The organism is Aquabacter cavernae (assembly GCF_003993795.1).
GTDB lineage: Bacteria > Pseudomonadota > Alphaproteobacteria > Rhizobiales > Xanthobacteraceae > Aquabacter > Aquabacter cavernae.
Genome location: NZ_RWKV01000001.1, coordinates 72422 through 92266 on the forward strand (window position 1 = coordinate 72422; position 19845 = coordinate 92266).

Genomic DNA, 19845 nt, shown 5'->3' on the forward strand with positions numbered 1-19845 from the left:
GCGCGTGCAGGAGCGCGCGGCGGGGGGCTCGTGTCAGCGCGTCAGATCGAACGAATAGTCGGTCTTGGACGGGATGTTGGTGTCCTGGTCGAGCTTGTCGAAGATCTTGTCGAGCAGCGTCGTCAGGAAGCGCAGGCCGCCCTGGTAGCCCATCAGCGGGAAGCGGTGATGGTGGTGGCGATCGAAGATCGGGAAGGCGGTGCGGATCAGCGGCGTGCCCGTGTCGCGCTCCAGATATTTCGCGTAGGAATTGCCGAGGATGAAGTCCACCGGCTCGGTGAAGAGCAGCGAGCGCAGGTGCCACAGATCCTTGCCCGCCCACACCTGCCCGGCACGGCCGAAGGGCGAGGAGGCGAGCAGCGCCTTCATGTCCTCTTCCCACTGCTTGTTGCCGTTGGTGGCCAGGCAATGGATGGGCTCGCCGCCGGTCTCCAGGATGAAGCGGGTGACGCCGTAGACCACATCGGGGTCGCCGAAGATCGCGTACTTCTTGCCGTGCAGCCAGGACTGGCTGTCGGCCATGGCGTCGATGAGGCGGCCGCGCTCCATGGTGATGGCTTCGGGGATCTCCTTGCCGGTCAGCTCGGAAATCTTGAACAGAAGCTCGTCGGTGGCGCGCACGCCCAGCGGGTAATGGAGGTTCACCGTCTCCTGCCCGTGCCCGGCGATATAGTCCATGGTCTTGCGGGTGCAGTATTTCTGCAGCGACACGGTGGCCTTGGCGTTGAGCGCGTCGGCGGTCTGCTCCAGCGTGGTGCCGCCCGAATACATGCGGAACTCGCCGTCGGAGGGCGTGTCATAGGTGTCCGAGGCGTCCTGCAGCAGGGTGTATTGGACACCCATCAGGTCCAGCAGGCGCTTCAGCTCGCGATTATTGCCCACGCAGAAGCCGTCGAAGCCGGGAATGAGGGTGATCCCCTCGCCCGCGACCCGTTCCTTATCCTTCCAGAAATGCTCCAGGATGCCCTTGATCATGGAATCGTAGCCGTCCACATGGCTGCCCACGAAGGCAGGCGTGTGGGCGAAGGGCACGTCATAGTCCTGGGGCACGGAGCCCTTGGCCTTGGCGGTCTGGATGAAGGCGTGCAGGTCATCGCCGATGACTTCCGCCATGCAGGTGGTGGAGACGGCGATCATCTTCGGCTCGTAGAGCGAATAGGTATTCGCGAGGCCGTCGATCATGTTGTTGAGGCCGCCGAACACGGCTGCGTCCTCGGTCATGGAGGAGGAGACCGCCGAGGAGGGCTCCTTGAAATGGCGCGAGAGGTGCGAGCGGTAATAGGCGACGCAGCCCTGGGAGCCGTGGACGAAGCTCATGGTCTTCTCGAACCCGGCGGAGGCGAACACGGCGCCCAGCGGCTGGCATGCCTTCGCGGGGTTCACCACCAGCGCCTCGCGGGCGAGGTTCTTCTCGCGATAGTCCCAGCTCTTGGCATATTCGCGCTGGGCGTCCACGGCCTCGGAAGAGGCGGGGCATTCGAACTGCTCGCGCTTGCGGGCGAACATTTCCTGGTATTCGGGCTCGCGGAACAAAGGGGCGTGGTCGAGCACATGCTCTGCGGATTGGGGCATGGTCTGATCCTCATCTGGCGGCCGCGCCATACGGCGGCACGCGCGTGTGGGAGCAAGGGAGTGTCACGGGGTGCCGGGGCGCGGGCTTGCGCGCTCCGGCACGGTCGATGCCACGAGGGCAGAATGGAGGGGCGGCCGCGCGGCCGCCGCGCTCACTCGGCGGCTTCCAGGAAGCCCTCGCTCTGCGGCTTCTTCTTCCAGGGCGGGTCGAACAGGCCCCAGACCGGATTGTTGATGGCCAGGTCCATGTCGCGGGCGAAGATGGCGAAGCCGTCATAGCCGTGATACGGGCCCGAATAGTCCCAGGAATGCATCTGGCGGAACGGGATGCCCATCTTCTGCACCGGGTACTTTTCCTTGATGCCGGAGCCCACCAGATCCGGGCGGATCTTCTCGATGAACTTCTCCAGCTCGTAGCCGGTCACGTCGTCATAGATGAGCGTGCCGTCCTTCACGTAATGGCCGGTGCGCTGGTAGTCGTCGTTATGGGCGAACTCATAGCCCGTCCCGGCGATCTGCATGCCCAGGTCCTCATAGGCGGTGATGACGTGGCGGGGGCGCAGGCCGCCCACATAGAGCATCACGCTCTTGCCTTCGAGGCGGGGCCGGTACTTGGCGACGACCGCGTCCACCAGCGGCTGGTACTTGGCGATGACCGCCTCCGCCTTCTCCTCGATCTCGGGGCCGAAGAACTTGGCGATGCTGCGCAGCGAGGCGGCGATCTGGGAGGGGCCGAAGAAATTGTATTCCATCCACTGGATCGAATACTTCTCCTCCATGTAGCGGCAGATATAGTTCATCGACCGGTAGCAATGGATGAGGTTGAGCTTCGCCTTCGGCGCGCGCTCGATCTCGGCCAGCGTCGCATCGCCGGACCAGTTGCCGACGATCCGCAGGCCCATCTCCTCCAGCAGGATGCGGGAGGCCCAGGCGTCGCCGCCGATATTGTAGTCGCCGATGACGTTCACGTCGTAGGGCGTGGTCTCGAACTCGATCTCGCCCTCCTGGGCGGCGAACACCCAGTCGCGGATGGCGTCGTTGGCGATGTGGTGGCCCAGCGACTGGGACACGCCGCGGAAGCCCTCGCAGCGCACCGGCACGATGGTCTTGCCGATTTCCTTCTTCTTCTTCCGCGCCACCGCCTCGATGTCGTCGCCGATGAGGCCGATGGGGCATTCCGACTGGATGGAGACGCCGTGATTGAGCGGGAACAGCGCGTCGATCTCGGTGATCACCTTCTCCAGCTTCTTGTCGCCGCCGAAGACGATGTCCTTCTCCTGGAAGTCGGACGTGAACTGCATGGTCACGAAGGTGTCGATGCCGGTGGTGCCGATATAGTAATTGCGGCGCTGGGACCACGAATACTGCCCGCAGCCCACCGGGCCGTGGGAGATGTGGACCATGTCCTTCACCGGGCCCCACACCACGCCCTTGGAGCCCGCATAGGCGCAGCCCCGGATGGTCATGACGCCGGGAATGGACTTGATGTTCGACTTCACGTCGCACTCGGTGAGGAGCTTCTCCTCGCCCTCTGCCGGGGCGTCCGCGTCATCGACGCCCTTGGCCACCGAGAGATGCTTGCGCCGGCGCTTGGCGAACTTGTCAGGATAGGCGGACAGCACGTCCTCGATGATCTTCTCGTGGAGCGCGCCGTCGTTTTCGTAATCGAGGCTCATGGCAGTCAACCTCTTCTGGCGACCGGAAGGAAGGGGCCCGGCGCGCGGCCGGGCCACGGTTCTCGTGTCAGACGGCGGCGGCCGCGGCCTTCGCGGCTTCCTTGGCGGCAAGCTCGGCGAGCTGCTGCTCCTCGGTCTTCATGATGCCGAAATCGAGCAGCATCTCCTCCAGCTCCTCCATGGTGATGGGGGTGGGGATGGTGCCCTTGCCGGCATTATTGTGGACCTTCTCCGCCAGCGTGCGGTATTCGAGCGCCTGCTTGCTGTCGGGCGCGTATTCGATCACCGTCTGGCGGCGCAGCTCGGCGTGCTGGACGATGTTGTCGCGCGGCACGAAATGGATGAGCTGCGAGTTCAGGCGCTTGGCGAGGGCATCGGCCAGGTCCCACTCGCGGTCGGTCTGGCGCTCGTTGCAGATGAGCCCGCCCAGGCGCACGCCGCCGGAATGGGCGTATTTCAGGATGCCCTTGGCGATGTTGTTGGCCGCGTAGAGGGCCATCATCTCGCCGGACATGACGATGTAGATTTCCTGCGCCTTGTTCTCGCGGATGGGCATGGCGAAGCCGCCGCACACCACGTCGCCGAGCACGTCGTAGGACACATAGTCCACGTCGTCATAGGCGCCGTTCTCCTCGAGGAAGTTGATCGAGGTGATGACGCCGCGCCCCGCGCAGCCCACGCCGGGTTCCGGACCGCCGGACTCGACGCACTTGATGCCCTTGTAGCCGACCTTGAGCACGTCCTCGAGCTCCAGGTCCTCCACCGAGCCCGCCTCGGCCGCGAGGCTGAGGACGGTGTCCTGCGCCTTCGCATGGAGAATCAGGCGGGTGGAATCGGCCTTGGGATCGCAGCCCACGATCAGGATTTTCTGACCGAGATCGACAAGGGCGGCGAGGGTGTTCTGGGAGGTGGTGGACTTGCCGATGCCACCCTTCCCGTAGAATGCAATCTGGCGCAGACCGGCCATGGTCAAACCCCACTTGGTTGTTTCGACATCGTCAGTGATGCCACCATCGGCGCGCGGCGCTCGCCGCCACCGACACCATCACCGCAACCGCCGTGCCAAACGGCTTTCGAGCCGTGGGGTCATCCTGAAAATCATTCACTTTCAATAGTTTGCGCGGGTTGACCGCTCGGCGAAAGACGTTTCCGGCCCCTGTCTCGAACCTGACAAAACACGACAGCGCTGTGAGATTTCCGGTGTCCGTGTCGGGTGGCAGGGGGCCGGCCCAGCTGTCGCACAGCGCTGTCGGGAACCGGACATAGCTGTCGCGCGCCGCCGGAGAGATATAAAAATATAACATTAAATCAACAGCTTATGACACGGCGTCGAACTTGCAGCGCACGGCGCACCAAAACCAGCGCGAGATGAGACATGACCGCCATCGACCACACCGCCTTTGCCCGCCTGGAGAGCGAGGGGCGGCTTCTCAATCCGGTCCTGAAGGGGCCGACCCACAAGCCCGGCCGTTTCGGCTTCCGTGGCGAGCTGGCCCTGAAATTCACGCCCAGCACGGCGGGCGAGAAGCGCCCGCCGGAACTGGCGGTGGACCAGGTCATCTCCACGACGCGCGAGGGCGAGCCCACCATCGCGCTGTTCGCGGCCTACCTGCTCTCGTTCGATTATGCCGGCGTCCTGGCGGATGTGCTGGGCGAGACCCTGTCGCCGGAGGGGAAATACTTCCTCTTCTGCAACAACATTCCGCTCGACCGGAAATTCCGGCTGGCGCTGGGCGGAGCCACGTTCCACATCGTGCCCATCGACGAGGCCACGGTCTATAACGAGCTGCTGGAGCTTCTGAAGATCGACAAGACCGACCTGAAGAAGCTGGACACGGCGGGCAAGCAGGATTTCGTGGCCGACAAGGCCGCCCGCTTCTCCGCGTCCTGGCCCTTCCTCACCTATGAGGAGGCCCTGGCCATCATGGGTCCGGTGCGCAATCCGGGCGAGAACCGTCCGGTGTGAGAAGAGGCCGCCGGAGGCCCGGCTTCCGGCGGCCTCTGCCAGGAGAAGGGCTCCGTCAGTCCTCCGCGACTGCGCGGGCCGCCATGGCCTGGAGCAGGACGCGGGTGCGGGTCTGGTCGCGCACGTCCAGCTCCGACAGGCGGCGCAGCGCGGCCTCGCCCTCCACTTCCCGGCCGAGGCGCAGCAGCACATAGCCATAGGCTTGGAGCACGAACATCCAGAAGCGCACATGGGCATCGTCGCAGGCGAAGCGCGCATCCGACGCGCGGACCGCGCGCCAGTCGGTGGGGATGTTCAGCCGCCGCGCGGCGGCGCCCAGGACCTCCACGGCCATGACGAACGCCTCCTCGAAACGGTGCTTGTAGAAAGCATGCCGGTAGCGGGCGATCAGCACCGCCAAATGTCCGGGCGCCAGGCGGGCGGCTTCCGCCAGCAGCCGCTCGGCGCCAGCATCGTCCTCCCAGCACAGGCCCGCCATGCGGATGGCCCGCTCGGCCGGGGCGGGCAGGTCGTCATGATAGCGCCCGTCCAGCCAGGCGCCCGCCGCCGCGCGGGCGGGAGCGGTGCTCACGCCGCGTCCCCGCCGCCCGTGCCGGGAGAATGCACGCAGGCTTCCCCAACAGGGGCCGCCCCGGCCTTGAGGCCGATGAGGGCATCGAGCCGGCCCTCGTCCCAGCCCGCAAGGCGGTGTCCCCCGATGTCCAGCAGGGGGCGGCGGATGAGGCGCGGGTCCGCCAGCAGCAAGGCGAGCGCCGCCTCGGGCGCGAGCGCTTCGGGATCCACTTCCCGGCTCTTCACGCGCACGGCGGAGCGGTTGAACCAGCCGGCGGGGGCGAGGTCACCGAGGAAAGCGCGCAGCTCGTCCCCGCTCCAGGGATGGCCGAACAGGTCGCGTTCCTCCACCTGGTGGCCGGAGGCCCGCAGCCGCGCCCGCTGGCGGGCATTCCCGCCGCAGGTGGGCTTTCCGTAGAAGATCACGCGCGCCATCGCTCAGCCCGCCATCAGCGCGTCGAGTCCCGCCGCCAGCGGCAGGTCGATGAGGGCGATCTCCTGCTCGGTGAGGAAGCGCGCCTCGTTGCGGGTGAGCCCTTCGGCGGGCATCACCGCGAAATGCGGCCCCCGCGAGCGCTTCATGATCTGGCGGGCATAGGTGCGCAGCATCTGGTCGTGGAACCGACAGCCCAGGAACAGGAAGCCCCGGAACGCGCGGCGCTCGCGCACCTGGGGCGGGATGGGCGACTGGATGTCGATCTCGGTCATCACCTCCACATAGTCGCTGTCGGCCACCAGGAAGTTCCGCGCCGGACGCACCGCGCCGTGGGGCTTGTAGAGGAGGCTCGCCCAGGAGGCCGGCGTTTCCTCGTCCACCAGCGTGCCCGTCGCGTCATAGGCGCGGGTCCAGATATCCCGCGTCTCCCCTGCCCGCGTGATGCCCTGCACCTCGCCCCAGTCCGTGCGGCCGGAGGCGGCGAAGGCGGCGCGCAGGCTGTCGTCATACCAGGTGTCCACCACGAGGCCCAAGGGCAGGCCCGCCAGGAACGCCTGGAACGGGGTGGGCGGCACCTGCGGATCGAAGATCTCGCCCATCCAGGTGGCCAGCGTCTTGCGGTGGCGGCGCTGCTCGATGAACTGGGCCACGGACCACAGATTGGTGCGGATGCGGCCCGGCGCGGGATGGCGCTGGTGGAGCGCGGCGGCGAGTGCCTCGGGGCCGAGGGGAACGGCCTCGCTCCCCTCCAGCAAGCCGGGGCCGAGATAGGGGGCGAGCCGGTCCGCCTTCAGCCAGGCGGAAATGTCCCGCAGATGGGCGCGGGCCTCCTCGCCGGAGAGGAATGGCACCGGGGCGGGGCGCTGGAGCGCGGCGGCGGTCATGGTCACTCCTCCTCCCCGCCGAGCTTGCGGGCGGTGACGGTGATGGGCAGGCGGGTGTCGGCGGGCATGTCCGGCAGGGCGAACACCCAGCCGTTCTTCAGCTTCACCCAGCCGCCCCACAGGCCCTCGTGCTCCCGCTCCACGATGGGCTCCTCCAGGTCTTTCTTGGGCGCATAGGCGGAGAATGCCCCGGAGGGGGTCTTGCGGATCATGAGCTTCATGGCTGGGCTTCCGGGCTGGGGAGAGCGGGCGATGTCAGGGGTTCGGGCGGCGGCCGGTCGAGGCTCACCAATTCCTTGCCGCGCATGCCCACGATGGTGCCGCGCTCCACCCACTCCACCGAGTAGATGTAGAATTGCTGGAGGAAGGTGCCGATGTCGCGCACATAGCCCACATCCCCCTTGCGGACGAGATTCTCGCCGATCTCCTTGTGGGGATAGGTGCCGTCATTCTTCACATGCTTGGTGGCGCGCACCTTCTCGCCCGGTCGGAAGACCGGCTCCCGGGAGAGTTCCACATCCTGCTCGCGGCCGAGGCCCATGGTCAGTCTCCTTCGGTGAGGCGGCGCCGGGCGAGGTCGCGCACGGCATCCACGGGGTCGTCCGCCAGCAGCGCCAGGGCCGTCGCCGGCAGGCGCTCGGCCACCGCGAAGCGCACCCGCATGTCGGCGTCGCGCGCCAAAACGAGAAGCCGCTCCGGCGGCAGGCGCTCGGCGACCGCAAGGCGCACCAGGGGATTGGGATCGCCCACCATGTTGGACAGATATTGGGGTGCCACCCGCCGGGCCACGGCGCGGCGCACCTCGGGCTCGCCGTCATAGACGAGGCGCACCAAGGCGGCGGGCGGGGCGCGGCGCACCACCGTGAGGCGCACGTAATAATCCTCGTCCGCCATCATGGAGAGCAGGTCGCCGCCCTCCAGGCGCTGGGCCACCGCCATGCGCACCCGCCGGTCGGGGTCGGTGCGCAGGGCGCGGACGCGGGCGGCGGGCAGGCGCATCACCGCCATCGCGCGCACCTCCGGCTCGGGGTCCGCCAGGAGCGGGCCGATGAGGAACAGGCTGGCATGCCGCCCCGCCAGGGTGCGCACCTCGAAATAGGGATGGGCGAGATAGCGCGCGGCGAGATCCGGGTTCCGCGCGAAGAAGCGGTCGATGCGCTTGCCCCGCCGATCCGCGACGCAGGCTTTGCCCAGGTCGCAGCGGCCCTCGGCGTGGATCTCCTCGTGCGTGCAGTCCTCGCAGCTCACGGGAAGGCCCTCCCAGTCGAGGGCCTCCGGCACGCTCTCGGGCGTGCTGTCGCCGATGCCTGCGGGGGCGGCCACGGCCCGCCTCAGTTCGCGGGAACGCAGGTGTTGGGCACCGGGCAGACGGCGGCGCATTGCGGCTCGTCGAACTGCTCCAGGCACTCGGTGCACTTCTTGGGATCGATGATGTAGGTGTCGCCCTTCATGCGGATGGCCGCGTTGGGGCATTCGAACTCGCAGGCGCCGCAGACGGTGCACTGGGACACGATGATCTTGAGGGCCATGGGAAAAGCCTTTCCTGGCTGTGGGTTCAGGCCGAGAGGGCCAGCTTCCGGTCGGTGACGGCATGGCCGAATTCGGCCGCGTAGAGGGCGCCGATGGCGGCTTCGATATATTCGAGGGCGTATTGGTCGGTGGCGCGGATGCCGGCGGCCTTCAGGCTGTCCTTCGGGCAGTCGCCGATCTTGGAGCACAGCACCACCTCGACCCCCTCCAGGGCCGCGATGACGCCGTCGAGGGTCGCATCCTCGCCGAAGCCACCCAGGCAGTAGGTGTCCACCTTGCGATGTCCCACGAAGGTGATGCCCTTGGGGGTCGCCTCGTAGACCTGGAATTCCCTGGCGTGCCCGAAATGCTCGTTCACGCGCCCGCCGCCCTTGGTGGCCACGGCCACAAGCAGCTTGCCCTCAACGCCCAGTGCGCGGATTTCGGTTTCCACTTCCTGCTTCTTGGCCACATGGTCGCCCCGCTCATGGGCCACCACCTCGCGATAGGCGACGCGCTTGGCCGGGTCATAGGCCACCTCCTCGGGAAGCTGGTCGAGGGTGAATTCCTGGCCCCGGTCCTCGCCCAGCAGGCCCACCGCGTCGGCGCGGCACTGGCGGCAGTGGCGCATCAGCTTGGCGCCGCCGTCCAGCTTGTCCTGCAGCGCCTTCAGCTCCATGGCGGTGGGGCCGCGCTGGCCGGTGAGGCCGAAATGCGTGCCATGCTCGGCGGCGGAGATGAGCGGCATGATGTTGTGAAGGAAGACGCCGCGCTCCTTCACCCATGCATTCACCTCGACGAGATGATCGTCGTTGATGCCGGGGATCATCACCGAGTTCACCTTCACGAGGATCCCCCGGTCGCGCAGCATTTCGAGGCTGAGCATCTGCCGCTCGTGCAGGATCCTGGCGGCTTCGTAGCCGGTGTAGCGCCTGTGATTGTGGAAGATCCACGGATAGATCCTCGTGCCCACTTCCGGGTCCACCATGTTGATGGTGACCGTGACGTGATCGACATTCATGTCGGCGATCTCGTCCACATGGTCGGGCAAGGCGAGGCCGTTGGTGGACAGGCACAGCTTGATGTCGGGAATCTCCCGCGCCACCGCCTCGAAGGTAGCCTTGCTCTTCTTCCAGTCGTAGCAACTGTCGCCGGGACCGGCGATGCCGAGCACGGACAGCTGGGGCACCTCGTTGGCCACCGTGATGACCTTGCGCATGGCCTGGTCGGGGGTCAGCTTCTCCGAGACCACGCCCGGGCGGCTCTCATTGGCGCAGTCATATTTGCGGTTGCAGTAATTGCACTGGATGTTGCACGCGGGCGCCACGGCCACATGCATGCGCGCGAAATAATGGTGCGCCTCTTCCGAGTAGCAGGGATGGTCCTTGATCTTGTCCCAGACGGCCTGTGGCACGTCGTCGGGCTTGGCGGAGGAGCCGCAGGCGGAGGAAGAACAGCCGCCGCCTTCCAGCTTGGCGCGCATCTCCTCCATGGAGACGGGCGAGGCGAGGAGGCTGTCCAGGGATAGCATCGCGGCGGACATGGCGGGCTCCCGAATGATGGTCCGCCCCAGGCTTCGCAATCCCCGTGCCAGATAAAATTATGTTATTTTACAATGTATTGTACTTCTTGTTGGAAGAACTCCACGACACGCATGTCGGGTCGTGTCGCATCCGCGACAGGCGTGTGCGGGTCAGAAGCGCTTGATGTCGATGCCGTGCTTGCGCAGCGCGTAGCCGATCTGGCGCGGGGTCAGGTTCAGGATGCGCGCCGCCTTCGCCTGCACCCAGCCGGAGCGCTCCATGGCGTTCAGCAATTGCTCCCGCTCCGTGAAGCGGGGCGAGGTGGCGGTGCAGGCGGCGGTGCCGGGACAATTGGGGGGAAGGCCGGCGGCCTCGTTGCTCTCAGTCATGGGCAGCGGCTCGCGCGCCAAAGGTATCGGCGCCAAGGGGACCGGCGCCAAGGGGACCGGCGCCGGAGGCTGGGGCGAAGGTTGGTTCGCGGGCGCCGCCTTGGGGGCGCTGCCCTTCCAGAGCACGGCCGAGAGGCACTGGCCGGTGTCGCAGGCGAAATCGTGGGAGGAGATGATGGCCTCGCGGGCCAGGGTGGCGGTACGCCGCACGCAATTTTCCAGCTCGCGCACATTGCCGGGGAAGTAGCAGCGCATGAGCACGGCGACGGCGGAATCCGACATGCTGAGGCGGCGCTTGTTCTCGCGGTTGAAGCGTTCGAGGAAGGCGCGGGCCAGCGTCTCGATGTCGCCCGGCCGTTCGCGCAGCGGCGGCAGGACGAGCGGCACCACATTGATGCGGTAATAGAGATCGGCGCGGAACTCGCCCTTGGCCACCGCCTGCTCCAGATCCTTGTTGGTGGCGCAGACCAGGCGCACATCCACCTTGAGCGTCTTGTTTCCGCCCACCCGCTCGAACTCGCCCTCCTGGAGCACGCGCAGCAGCTTGGCCTGGAAGGCAGGGGAGATCTCGCCGATCTCGTCCAGGAACAGCGTGCCGCCATGGGCCAGCTCGAAGCGGCCCTGGCGCATGGCGAGGGCGCCCGTGAAGGCGCCCTTCTCATGCCCGAACAGTTCGGATTCCAGGACCGTCTCCGGCAAGGCGGCGCAATTCACCCGGATGAAGGGCTTGTCGGCGCGCGGCGATAATTCGTGGATGGCGCGGGCGAACAATTCCTTGCCGGTGCCGCTCTCGCCGCGCAGCAGCACGGCGGAATTGGAGCGCGCCACGATGCGCGCGGTGGCCACCAGCCGCTTCACGGGCAGGCTGTCGCCGATAATGCCCACGGCTGTCTGCGGCTCGGCGCCCGCCTCCTCGGTCAGCGCCTTCTCCAGGCGGTGGGTCTCGGCGATGAGCCGGTCGCGATCACGGGCCACCAGATCATGCAGGCGCACGGTCTGGCCCACCAGATTGGCCACCATTGTCAGGAAGCGGACATCGTCGTCGAACCGGAAGCGGGCGCTGCCGTCCCAGATGCGGTCGATGGACAAGGTGCCGATGACCCGCGTGTCCGCCTTGATGGGCACGCCGATGAACGAGACCTTGGCCCGTTCCACCGGCTCGAACAGGTCCACCAGCCCCTCGAACAGCGCGTCGGCGGCGACATCATGGACCACGAGGGGGGTGGCGGTGGCGACGATCTGGTCGATGGCCTTCTGGGGCACCCGGGCGCGGATCTGGCTGGCGATCTGCGGCGTCCAGCCGGTGGTGGCCACCATGTCCGGCTCGCCCTCCGGGTCCAGGATCACGATCATGCCGTGGCGCATCTGGAGCATGGAGGAGAGCACGTTCACCACATTGGCGAGGGTGATCTCCAGCCGGCGGGCGGCGGTGAGGATCTTGGAAATCTCATAGATGCCGATGAGCGCGATGTCCGGCGAGGTGCCGCGCTGGGCCGGCTGGGTGCCGGACGGGTCCGGCAGCGGGGCGGGGCGCGCGGCGATGACGGCGCGCTCGGGCATGGCAGGGCGCTCGCTTCCGGCGTCGCGTTCCGGCGGCGGCACGGCTGCGCCGGCCGCATCGGGAGAAGCTGCGGCGTCAACCGGGGCAGCCGGAACCGGGGCCTTTGGCGCCGGGGTGGTGGGCGCGATGCCGGCGGGCTTGCTCGCCGGGCTCGACGCGCGGGGAATGCGAACCTGGTAGAAGTCGCTCATGGGCTTGCTCCTTCACCGCACGCGGCGAGTGGGCGCGCCCTCCTTCAGCAGCTTTCCCTTAGCTTATCTCCCGCCTGGGGATGACATGTCCCGGAGGGCAGGAGCCTGTGGCCTTTCGGCTGAAGCTTTAGAAAAGATCCAAGCCGGCGAAGGGGCCTTGATCTCGATCAAATTCGAGTAGGCCCGCAGGGTGCGGGTCTGCTCAGGGTTGTGTCATAGCCGCGGCGACCGGCCGGCGCTCGCGCCTCGCTTCCCGGGCCACCGCCGCCGGCCATGATGTCAGTCTCCGAATGAAAGAGGGGCGGGACCGCAGGCGCGTGGCTGTGTGCAGTTCAGCAAACGGCGTGCCATCTGGTGCATCGCGAAAATTCTCATGGTTCCAATGTGCGATGGGCGGGAGTGTCGGGTTTGCGACACACCGCCGGCCACGGATGCGTCGGTTTTCGCACGCGAATGACGGCTTGGAGCGGGCTGGTGGTGCCATGATGGCGAGAAGGTCGTTGGCACGAATGTCGCTTTCTCCTGGGGCAGCGACACCGGTAGCCCCGGCGCGCGCCTTGCCCCGGAGGCACCATGCGCAGCGAGACGGATTTCAGGCCCACAGGCCGGGTGCCCATCGCGGTGGTGCTCGGCACCAACGACGTGGCGTCCGCCGTGGGCCGGGCGCTGTTCCTGGCGGGCTATGGCGTGGTGCTCTCGCGCGATCCCGCCCAGCCGGTGCTGCGCCGGACCATGGCCTATGACGTGGCCCTGGATACCGGGATCGCCGAGCTGGACGGGGTGAAGGCCCGCGCGGCCGACAGCCTCGTGGATATCCTCAATGCCTGCACCGACCGGCAGGCCATCTGCGTCACCATCATGGAGCTGGGCGAGTTGCTGTGCCTCGGCCTGATCGACGTGCTGGTGGATGCGCGCATGCGCATGCGCTCGCTGAAGGTGGACATCCGCCCCTTCGCCCGCGCCACTGTGGGGCTTGGGCCGGGCTTCTCGGCGGGGCGGCATGTGGACGTGGCCATCGAGACCGCGCCGGAAGCCATCGGGGTGCTCCGTGCGGGGGCGACGCTCGCGGCCCATGGCCGCTCCACGCCCTTGTCGGGCGCGGGCCGCGAGCGCTTCGCCCGCGCCGAGGGGGCGGGGCTCTGGCTCACTGCCCATGCCATCGGCGACCAGGTGGCTGCGGCAGAGGTGGTGGGCTGGTGTGGCGAAGCCCCGGTCCAGGCGCCCATGGCGGGCCATTTGCGCGGCCTAGTGCGGGGTGGCACGCAAGTGCCCGAGGGGCTGAAGCTGCTGGAGGTGGACCCGGCAGTGGGCGGGCCGTCCAGTTGGCTCGGCCTTGCCGAGCGCCCGCGCCGGATCGCGGATGCGGTCCTGGAGGCGCTGGACACGTTGGGCACTCTGAGCACGGCCGCTGCCGGTCCGGTGCCGCACTGAGCAGGGCCGGCATGTATTTTCCCGAACGCCTCGCGGATACCCTTCTGGATGAGGACGTGCCCCACGGCGATCTCACCACCCATCTCCTGGGCATCGGTGACCGCCCGGCCCGCATGGATTTCACGCTGCGCCGTGACGGCGTGGTGTGCGGCACCGAGCTTGCTCTCGCCCTGGTGCGCCGCGCCGGGGCGGAGGGGGCGGTCCTGTCCCCCACCGGCGCGCGCGTTCCGGCCGGAGGGGCGCTGCTGCGCGCGCAGGGCTCGGCGGGCGCCATCCTCGCCGCCTGGAAGGTGGCGCAGACGGCGGTGGAATATCTCTCCGGCATCGCCACGGCCACCGCCGCCATCGTGGATGCGGCGCGCGCGGTGGCGCCAGGCATCGCGGTGGTCACCACCCGCAAGACCTTTCCCGGCACCAAGCGCCTGATGATCCCCGCGATCCGCGCGGGCGGGGCGGAGCCGCACCGCCTCGGCCTGTCGGAGACGGTGCTGGTGTTTCCCGAGCACCGCGTCTTCCTCGATGATCCGGTGGCCGCCCTCGTCGCGCTGCGCCGGGCGGCGCCCGAGAAGAAGGTAGTGGTGGAGATCACGAGCCGGGAGGAGGCGGAGCGCTTCGCGCCCGCCGCGCCGGACATCCTCCAGTGCGAGAAAATGTCCCCCGAGGCGGTGGCGGACCTGGTGGCCGCGCTTCGCGCGCGGGGCGCTGCCTCGCTGGTGGCCGTGGCGGGCGGGGTGGTGGCCGCCAATGCGGCGGCCTATGCGGCGACGGGAGCGGACATCCTCGTGACCTCCGCGCCCTATTCCGCCGCGCCTGCGGACGTGAGGGTGGAGATCCGCCCCGCCTGAGCGTGTCGCAAACCCGCCGCGCAGCCCCATGGCTGCGGCCCGGTGTCGGCTTTGCGACAGGTCCGACAAAGCCATAAATCTCTTTGTTTATAATTATTTAAATGAGTGGCACATCGCTTGCGTGATCCTTGTCGGAACCATCTTCCTGCGAGGGAAACCGACATGATCACGCTCACCGAGAATGCGGTCGCCGCGGTGAAGTCCGCCTTGGCGCAGACCGCGAACGGCGCCGAGGGCCTGCGCATCATGGTGGAGGCGGGCGGCTGCGCGGGCTTCAAATACATGATGGGCCTGGAGAGCCAGTCGCGCAGCGGCGATCTGGTGGTGGAGCAGGAAGGCGTCAAGCTGTTCATCGACGACCGTTCCCAGCCTTTGGTCTCGGGCATGCGCATCGACTTCGTGACCGCGCTGGAGAATTCCGGCTTCGTCTTCGAGAATCCAAACGCGGCGTCAAAGTGCGCCTGCGGCAAGTCCTTCGGGTGAGGAGGCAGCCATGTGGGATTATTCGGACAAGGTGAAGGACTATTTCTTCAACCCCAAGAATGCCGGCCTGCTGGCGGACGCCAATGCGGTGGGCGAGGTGGGCGCCATCGCCTGCGGCGACGCGCTGAAGCTCATGCTGAAGGTGGACCCCGCTACCGACGTGATCACCGAGGCGCGCTTCCAGACCTTCGGCTGCGGCTCGGCCATCGCCTCCTCCTCCGCGCTCACCGAAATCGTCATCGGCAAGACGCTGGATGAGGCGCTCGCCCTCACCAACCAGGACATCGCCGATTTCCTCGGCGGCCTGCCGCCGGAGAAGATGCACTGCTCCGTCATGGGCTACGAGGCCCTGCAGGCGGCGGTGGCTCATTATCGCGGCGAGACCTGGGAGGACGACCACGAGGAGGGCGCGCTCGTCTGCAAGTGCTTCGGCGTGGACGAGGGCATGATCGAGCGGGCGGTGCGGGTCAACAAGCTGACCGCGCCCGAGCAGGTCACCTTCTACACCAAGGCGGGCGGCGGATGCCTCACCTGCTTCGAGGCCATCGAGGAAGTGCTGGCCCGCGTGAACGCGGACATGGCCGACGAGGGCCTGATCGAGGTGACGGCCGCCTATCGCATCGGCTCCGTGGACCCGCGCAGCCTCAAGGGCAAGCCGCGCGTCAACGGTGCCAAGGCCGCGCCGGGTGCGAAGTCCGCCGCCGTGGCAGTTCCCCTCTCTTTGACCCCGCCCAAGGAAAGCGCCCCACGGCAGAGCCCGCTCGCGAGCCTCGTGCCGCCGCCTTCCGCGCCCGCCCCGCTCACCGCCGTCCAGCGCATCAAGCTGATCGACAAGGCCATCGAGGAGCTGCGCCCCTATCTCCAGCAGGATGGCGGCGACTGCGAGTTGGTGGACGTGGACGGGAACCTGGTCTCCGTGAAGCTCTCGGGCGCCTGCATCGGTTGCCAGATGGCGTCCGTCACCATTTCCGGTGTCCAGCAGCGGCTGATGGAGAAGCTGGGCATGCCGCTGCGCGTCGTGCCGGTGAAGTGATCCCGCGCCCTTGCCCGGGGCGCGTGTCGCCCCGTCCCACTTGGCCCAGATCCCCATTGGCCCAGATCCCCATTGCGAAGATCCCGGAGGCGGAGATGAAGCCGGTCTATTTCGACAATAACGCCACCACGAAGGTGGACCCCCGCGTGCTGGAGGCCATGCTGCCCTATTTCACGGAGCAGTTCGGAAACGCCTCCTCGCTCCATGCCTTCGGCGCGGAGGTGGGAGCGGCCGTGAAGGGCGCGCGGCGGGACCTGCAGGCGCTGCTGGGCGCCGAGCATGACCATGAGATCGTCTTCACCTCCGGCGGGACGGAAGGCGACAATGCCGCCATCCTCTCGGCGCTGGAGGCGAGCCCCCGCCGCCGGGAGGTGATCACCAGCGCCGTGGAGCACCCCGCCGTGCTCTCGCTCTGCGCCTGGCTGGAGAAGAACCGGGGGGTGAAGGTCCATGTGATCCCCGTGGACGCCAAGGGGCGGCTCGACATGGCGGCCTACGAGGCGGCCCTCTCGGAGCGGGTCGCCATCGTCTCCATCATGTGGGCCAATAACGAGACCGGCACGCTCTTCCCCGTGGCGAAGCTGGCGGAGATGGCGAAGCCCTACGGCATCCTGTTCCATACCGACGCTGTCCAGGCGGTGGGCAAGGTGCCCATGGATCTGAAATCCACCGCCATCGACATGCTCTCCTTGTCGGGCCACAAGCTCCATGCGCCGAAGGGCATCGGCGCGCTCTATGTGCGCCGGGGCACCCGTTTCCGCCCGCAGATCAAGGGCGGCCAGCAGGAGCGCGGCCGCCGCGCGGGCACCGAGAACACGCCGGGCATCGTCGCCCTGGGCGTGGCCGCGCGGCTTGCGGGCGACTACATGGCCGAGGAGAACGGCCGGGTGCGCGGGCTGCGCGACCGGCTGGAGAAGGGCCTGCTCCAGCGCATCCCCAGTTGCTTCGCCACCGGCGATGTGGAGAACCGCCTGCCCAACACCGCCAATGTGGCGTTCGAGTTCGTGGAGGGGGAGGGCATCCTCCTGCTGCTCAACCGCGCGGGCATCGCCGCCTCGTCGGGCTCGGCCTGCACGTCGGGTTCGCTGGAGCCCTCCCATGTGTTGCGCGCCATGAGCATTCCCTACACGGCCGCCCACGGCGCCATCCGCTTCTCCCTTTCCCGCGACAGCAGCGGGGAGGAGGTGGACCGGGTGATCGAGGCCATGCCGGGCATCATCGAGAAGCTGCGCGCGCTCTCTCCGTTCTGGGACGGCTCGGGCGCCGCCTCGGCCTTCAACCCTGTTTATGCCTGAGGCCGGCGCGCGTCCGGTTGGTGCGGTGGAGGTGCCCATGTTGGACCCTGTGTCGGAACGCCCTCGGCCCCCATCTGCCGGGCGCGCGGTGTTCCTCAACGACACGACGCTGCGCGACGGCGAGCAGGCCCCCGGCGTCGCCTTTTCCCGCAAGGAGAAGCTCGCTTTGGCCGAGGCCCTGGTGGCGGCGGGGGTGCCGGAGATCGAGGCGGGCACCCCCGCCATGGGCGATGAGGAGATCGAGACGCTGCGCTCCATCGCCTCGCTGAAGCTGCCCGCCCGTATCGCCGCCTGGTGCCGCATGAGCGAGAACGATCTGATGGCGGCGGTCACCGCCGGGCTGAGCGCGGTGAACCTCTCCATCCCCGCCTCCGACACGCAGCTCGCGGGCAAGCTGGGCCGCGACCGCGCCTGGGCGCTGGAGACGGTGGAGCGGGTGGTGGGCCTTGCCCGCTCGCTGGGCCTGTCCGTGGCGGTGGGCTGCGAGGATGCCTCGCGCGCAGACCCGGATTTCCTCTGCCGCCTTGCCCGCGCCGCGCAGAAGGCAGGCGCCTTCCGCCTGCGCCTCGCCGATACGCTGGGGGTGCTCGATCCTTTCAGCACCCATGCCTTGGTGCGGCGGGTGGCGGTGGCCAGCGACCTGGAGCTGGAATTTCACGCCCATGACGATTTGGGCCTTGCCACCGCCAATACCCTGGCGGCGGTGATGGGGGGGGCGCGCCATGCCAGCGTCACCGTCACGGGCCTCGGGGAGCGGGCGGGCAATGCGCCCCTGGAGGAAGTGGCCATCGCGCTGCGCCAGACCGCGCGGCTGGAATGCGGCATTGATCCCGGCGCCTTGCGCGCCCTCGCTCTCCAGGTGAGCGCGGCGGCGGGCCGGGCCTTGCCGCGCGCCAAGGCCATTGTGGGCGAGGATGTGTTCACCCACGAATCCGGCATCCATGTCTCCGGCCTCCTGAAGGATCGCAGCACCTATGAGGCTTTGAGCCCGCAGGTGCTGGGCCGCGACCACCTTGTGGTGATCGGCAAGCATTCGGGCCTTGCCGCCATCCAGATGGCGCTGGCGGACCAGGGCGTGCAGGTGGATGCGGAGCGCGGCCGCGCGGTGCTGGAGCGGGTGCGCGCCTTCGCGACCCGCACCAAGGGTGTGGTGCCGCCCGCCATCCTGCGGGAATTCTACGAGGACGCCTTCAGGGAGGCGGCCCTGCGCCGCCGCCCGGCGCGGCCGGTGGGCGCATGACCATGCTCATGGGCGGAGGCGGGCGCCGCAGGGCCGCGCGGGCGGCGGCACTCTCGCAGGCGGAGCCGGTGGGCCTGTGGCGGCGCATCCGGGAGGATGTGGCCTGCGTACGCTCGCGCGATCCCGCCGCCCGCTCCACACTGGAGGTGATCCTGCTCTATCCCGGCGTCCATGCCCTCATCTGGCAGCGCCTGTCCCACCGGCTATGGACCGGCGGCTTCAAGTTTCCCGCGCGTTTCCTGTCCTGGCTGGCGCGGGCGCTCACCAATGTGGACATCCATCCCGGCGCGCGCATCGGCCGCCGCTTCTTCATCGATCACGGCGCGGGCGTGGTGATCGGGGAGACGGCGGAGGTGGGGGACGATGTGACCCTCTATCACGGCGTGACCCTGGGCGGCACGTCCTGGAGCCCGGGCAAGCGGCATCCCACCCTGAAGGACGGCGTGCTGGTGGGAGCGGGCGCGAAGATCCTCGGTCCCATCATTGTTGGCGCGGGCGCACGGGTGGGCGCCAATTCCGTGGTGATCGAGGACGTGGCGCCGCGCATGACCGTGGTGGGCATTCCCGGCCGGGTGGTGAAGCCGCTGGAAGACCGCCGGCGCCTGGGGGACGGCCGCATCGATCTTGAACATCACCTCATGCCGGACCCCGTGGGCGAGGCCATCGCCTCGCTGTTGGACCGGATCGAGTTCCTGGAGGCGCGCGTCGCCCATCTGCGCGAGGCCGCGCGGACGCCGGGCGGGGCGCCGGTCTGTTGTGAAGAGGAGAAGGGGCCATGGGTGTCCTTGAGCAATTGAAGAGCCTGTCCAGCGCGGAGGACTTCTTTGTCCGCCTGGGCGTGCCCTATGACCGGCAGGTGCTGGACGTGGCGCGCCTGCATATCCTCAAGCGCATGGGCCAGTATCTCGCCCGCGAGACCTTCCCCGATCGCTCCGACGCGGAGATCGAGGCGGCTTGCCGGGACACCCTCGCCCGCGCCTATGCGGATTTCGAGCGCTCCTCGCCTCTGGCCGAGCGGGTGTTCAAGGTGCTGAAGGAGCGCGACCCGCAGGCGCCCGCATCGAAGACCGCCTTCGTGCCCTTCTCGGCCTTGTTCGAGAGCGTGGAGCGCACCTGACGCATCCTGTCGCAAACCCGACACCGACACCCCGCCAATGGCGGGGTGTCGCGTTTCAAGCTCTAAAAATCAAGGAAATTCAACGGTCTGAGGTTTGGCACGGGTGATGCGAAGGACAGGGCGGAGCCAGTTGAAGGAAGCC

At 68.0% G+C, this 19845-nt stretch carries 21 protein-coding genes; 9 read left to right on the forward strand and 12 right to left on the reverse strand.

What is annotated here, in order from left to right; genetic code table 11:
- Positions 1-33 precede the first annotated feature (33 nt).
- From nifK to nifH, 3 genes are all read right to left on the reverse strand, one after another.
- On the reverse strand, positions 34-1572 hold the full coding sequence (nifK, locus tag EJJ38_RS00380) for a nitrogenase molybdenum-iron protein subunit beta (RefSeq protein ID WP_127088132.1): 1539 nt from the start codon (positions 1570-1572) through the stop codon (positions 34-36).
- A gap of 152 nt (positions 1573-1724) precedes the next feature.
- Entirely contained in the window at positions 1725-3248 is a 1524-nt protein-coding gene (gene nifD, locus EJJ38_RS00385) for a nitrogenase molybdenum-iron protein alpha chain (protein WP_127088133.1), read from the reverse strand.
- A gap of 67 nt (positions 3249-3315) precedes the next feature.
- On the reverse strand, positions 3316-4215 hold the full coding sequence (nifH, locus tag EJJ38_RS00390) for a nitrogenase iron protein (protein WP_127088134.1): 900 nt from the start codon (positions 4213-4215) through the stop codon (positions 3316-3318).
- 408 nt (positions 4216-4623) lie between these two features.
- Between nifH and EJJ38_RS00395 the strand changes: the two genes are divergently transcribed.
- A complete protein-coding gene (locus EJJ38_RS00395) occupies positions 4624-5214 on the forward strand; it encodes a hypothetical protein (protein WP_127088135.1) in 591 nt (196 codons plus the stop codon).
- Between the two features lie 55 nt (positions 5215-5269).
- Here EJJ38_RS00395 and EJJ38_RS00400 read toward each other — a convergent pair whose 3' ends face one another.
- From EJJ38_RS00400 to nifA, 9 genes are all read right to left on the reverse strand, one after another.
- The gene (locus EJJ38_RS00400) at positions 5270-5785 is read right to left on the reverse strand and encodes a hypothetical protein (RefSeq protein ID WP_127088136.1); all 516 of its coding nucleotides are present in this window, start codon (positions 5783-5785) and stop codon (positions 5270-5272) included.
- Positions 5782-6201 (reverse strand): ArsC/Spx/MgsR family protein, encoded by a 420-nt coding sequence (locus EJJ38_RS00405; protein ID WP_127088137.1) that lies wholly within the window; start codon positions 6199-6201, stop codon positions 5782-5784. Before EJJ38_RS00405 ends, EJJ38_RS00400 begins: the two co-directional genes overlap by 4 nt.
- Before the next feature lie 3 nt (positions 6202-6204).
- On the reverse strand, positions 6205-7086 hold the full coding sequence (locus tag EJJ38_RS00410) for an SIR2 family NAD-dependent protein deacylase (RefSeq protein ID WP_127088138.1): 882 nt from the start codon (positions 7084-7086) through the stop codon (positions 6205-6207).
- A gap of 2 nt (positions 7087-7088) precedes the next feature.
- The gene (gene nifT / locus EJJ38_RS00415; RefSeq protein ID WP_127088139.1) at positions 7089-7307 is read right to left on the reverse strand and encodes a putative nitrogen fixation protein NifT; all 219 of its coding nucleotides are present in this window, start codon (positions 7305-7307) and stop codon (positions 7089-7091) included.
- Positions 7304-7627, reverse strand: coding sequence for a nitrogen fixation protein NifZ (locus EJJ38_RS00420; RefSeq protein WP_127088140.1), 324 nt, complete (start codon positions 7625-7627; stop codon positions 7304-7306). Before EJJ38_RS00420 ends, nifT begins: the two co-directional genes overlap by 4 nt.
- A gap of 2 nt (positions 7628-7629) precedes the next feature.
- Positions 7630-8409 (reverse strand): 4Fe4S-binding leucine-rich repeat protein, encoded by a 780-nt coding sequence (locus EJJ38_RS00425; protein WP_245454041.1) that lies wholly within the window; start codon positions 8407-8409, stop codon positions 7630-7632.
- An 8-nt stretch (positions 8410-8417) separates the two neighbouring features.
- Positions 8418-8615: a 4Fe-4S dicluster domain-containing protein gene (locus tag EJJ38_RS00430; protein ID WP_127088142.1), complete on the reverse strand. Its 198-nt coding sequence runs from the start codon at positions 8613-8615 to the stop codon at positions 8418-8420.
- A 26-nt stretch (positions 8616-8641) separates the two neighbouring features.
- Entirely contained in the window at positions 8642-10138 is a 1497-nt protein-coding gene (gene nifB / locus EJJ38_RS00435) for a nitrogenase cofactor biosynthesis protein NifB (protein WP_127088143.1), read from the reverse strand.
- Between the two features lie 150 nt (positions 10139-10288).
- Positions 10289-12067, reverse strand: a complete 1779-nt coding sequence (gene nifA, locus EJJ38_RS00440) for a nif-specific transcriptional activator NifA (protein ID WP_420836858.1) — start codon at positions 12065-12067, stop codon at positions 10289-10291.
- A gap of 765 nt (positions 12068-12832) precedes the next feature.
- Here nifA and EJJ38_RS00445 point away from each other — a divergent pair.
- The 8 genes from EJJ38_RS00445 (at position 12833) to nifW (ending at position 19703) form a co-directional block, all read left to right on the forward strand.
- Positions 12833-13690, forward strand: a complete 858-nt coding sequence (locus EJJ38_RS00445) for a hypothetical protein (RefSeq protein ID WP_127088145.1) — start codon at positions 12833-12835, stop codon at positions 13688-13690.
- Positions 13691-13701: 11 nt separating this feature from the next.
- Positions 13702-14535, forward strand: a complete 834-nt coding sequence (modD, locus tag EJJ38_RS00450; protein ID WP_127088146.1) for a ModD protein — start codon at positions 13702-13704, stop codon at positions 14533-14535.
- Positions 14536-14697: 162 nt separating this feature from the next.
- Positions 14698-15018, forward strand: a complete 321-nt coding sequence (locus EJJ38_RS00455; RefSeq protein ID WP_127088147.1) for a HesB/IscA family protein — start codon at positions 14698-14700, stop codon at positions 15016-15018.
- A 10-nt stretch (positions 15019-15028) separates the two neighbouring features.
- The gene (gene nifU, locus EJJ38_RS00460) at positions 15029-16051 is read left to right on the forward strand and encodes a Fe-S cluster assembly protein NifU (protein ID WP_127088148.1); all 1023 of its coding nucleotides are present in this window, start codon (positions 15029-15031) and stop codon (positions 16049-16051) included.
- Positions 16052-16146: 95 nt separating this feature from the next.
- Positions 16147-17346: a cysteine desulfurase NifS gene (gene nifS / locus EJJ38_RS00465; protein WP_127088149.1), complete on the forward strand. Its 1200-nt coding sequence runs from the start codon at positions 16147-16149 to the stop codon at positions 17344-17346.
- Positions 17347-17383: 37 nt separating this feature from the next.
- Positions 17384-18586, forward strand: a complete 1203-nt coding sequence (gene nifV, locus EJJ38_RS00470; protein WP_127088150.1) for a homocitrate synthase — start codon at positions 17384-17386, stop codon at positions 18584-18586.
- A gap of 2 nt (positions 18587-18588) precedes the next feature.
- A complete protein-coding gene (gene cysE, locus EJJ38_RS00475; RefSeq protein WP_420836859.1) occupies positions 18589-19383 on the forward strand; it encodes a serine O-acetyltransferase in 795 nt (264 codons plus the stop codon).
- Positions 19362-19703 (forward strand): nitrogenase stabilizing/protective protein NifW, encoded by a 342-nt coding sequence (gene nifW / locus EJJ38_RS00480; RefSeq protein WP_127088151.1) that lies wholly within the window; start codon positions 19362-19364, stop codon positions 19701-19703. Before cysE ends, nifW begins: the two co-directional genes overlap by 22 nt.
- Positions 19704-19845 lie beyond the last annotated feature (142 nt).

What these genes read in the sequence shown, in the direction of transcription:
- nifW (WP_127088151.1), top strand. Translation starts at nt 19,362, where the DNA reads ATGGGTGTCCTTGAGCAATTGAAGAGCCTGTCCAGCGCGGAGGACTTC.
- EJJ38_RS00445 (WP_127088145.1), top strand. Translation starts at nt 12,833, where the DNA reads ATGCGCAGCGAGACGGATTTCAGGCCCACAGGCCGGGTGCCCATCGCG.
- nifH (WP_127088134.1), bottom strand. Translation starts at nt 4,215, where the DNA reads ATGGCCGGTCTGCGCCAGATTGCATTCTACGGGAAGGGTGGCATCGGC.
- EJJ38_RS00395 (WP_127088135.1), top strand. Translation starts at nt 4,624, where the DNA reads ATGACCGCCATCGACCACACCGCCTTTGCCCGCCTGGAGAGCGAGGGG.
- EJJ38_RS00430 (WP_127088142.1), bottom strand. Translation starts at nt 8,615, where the DNA reads ATGGCCCTCAAGATCATCGTGTCCCAGTGCACCGTCTGCGGCGCCTGC.
- nifU (WP_127088148.1), top strand. Translation starts at nt 15,029, where the DNA reads ATGTGGGATTATTCGGACAAGGTGAAGGACTATTTCTTCAACCCCAAG.
- EJJ38_RS00420 (WP_127088140.1), bottom strand. Translation starts at nt 7,627, where the DNA reads ATGGGCCTCGGCCGCGAGCAGGATGTGGAACTCTCCCGGGAGCCGGTC.
- nifK (WP_127088132.1), bottom strand. Translation starts at nt 1,572, where the DNA reads ATGCCCCAATCCGCAGAGCATGTGCTCGACCACGCCCCTTTGTTCCGC.
- nifB (WP_127088143.1), bottom strand. Translation starts at nt 10,138, where the DNA reads ATGTCCGCCGCGATGCTATCCCTGGACAGCCTCCTCGCCTCGCCCGTC.
- cysE (WP_420836859.1), top strand. Translation starts at nt 18,589, where the DNA reads ATGCTCATGGGCGGAGGCGGGCGCCGCAGGGCCGCGCGGGCGGCGGCA.
- nifV (WP_127088150.1), top strand. Translation starts at nt 17,384, where the DNA reads ATGTTGGACCCTGTGTCGGAACGCCCTCGGCCCCCATCTGCCGGGCGC.
- nifT (WP_127088139.1), bottom strand. Translation starts at nt 7,307, where the DNA reads ATGAAGCTCATGATCCGCAAGACCCCCTCCGGGGCATTCTCCGCCTAT.
- nifA (WP_420836858.1), bottom strand. Translation starts at nt 12,067, where the DNA reads ATGCCCGAGCGCGCCGTCATCGCCGCGCGCCCCGCCCCGCTGCCGGAC.
- nifS (WP_127088149.1), top strand. Translation starts at nt 16,147, where the DNA reads ATGAAGCCGGTCTATTTCGACAATAACGCCACCACGAAGGTGGACCCC.
- EJJ38_RS00455 (WP_127088147.1), top strand. Translation starts at nt 14,698, where the DNA reads ATGATCACGCTCACCGAGAATGCGGTCGCCGCGGTGAAGTCCGCCTTG.
- EJJ38_RS00410 (WP_127088138.1), bottom strand. Translation starts at nt 7,086, where the DNA reads ATGACCGCCGCCGCGCTCCAGCGCCCCGCCCCGGTGCCATTCCTCTCC.
- nifD (WP_127088133.1), bottom strand. Translation starts at nt 3,248, where the DNA reads ATGAGCCTCGATTACGAAAACGACGGCGCGCTCCACGAGAAGATCATC.
- EJJ38_RS00405 (WP_127088137.1), bottom strand. Translation starts at nt 6,201, where the DNA reads ATGGCGCGCGTGATCTTCTACGGAAAGCCCACCTGCGGCGGGAATGCC.
- modD (WP_127088146.1), top strand. Translation starts at nt 13,702, where the DNA reads ATGTATTTTCCCGAACGCCTCGCGGATACCCTTCTGGATGAGGACGTG.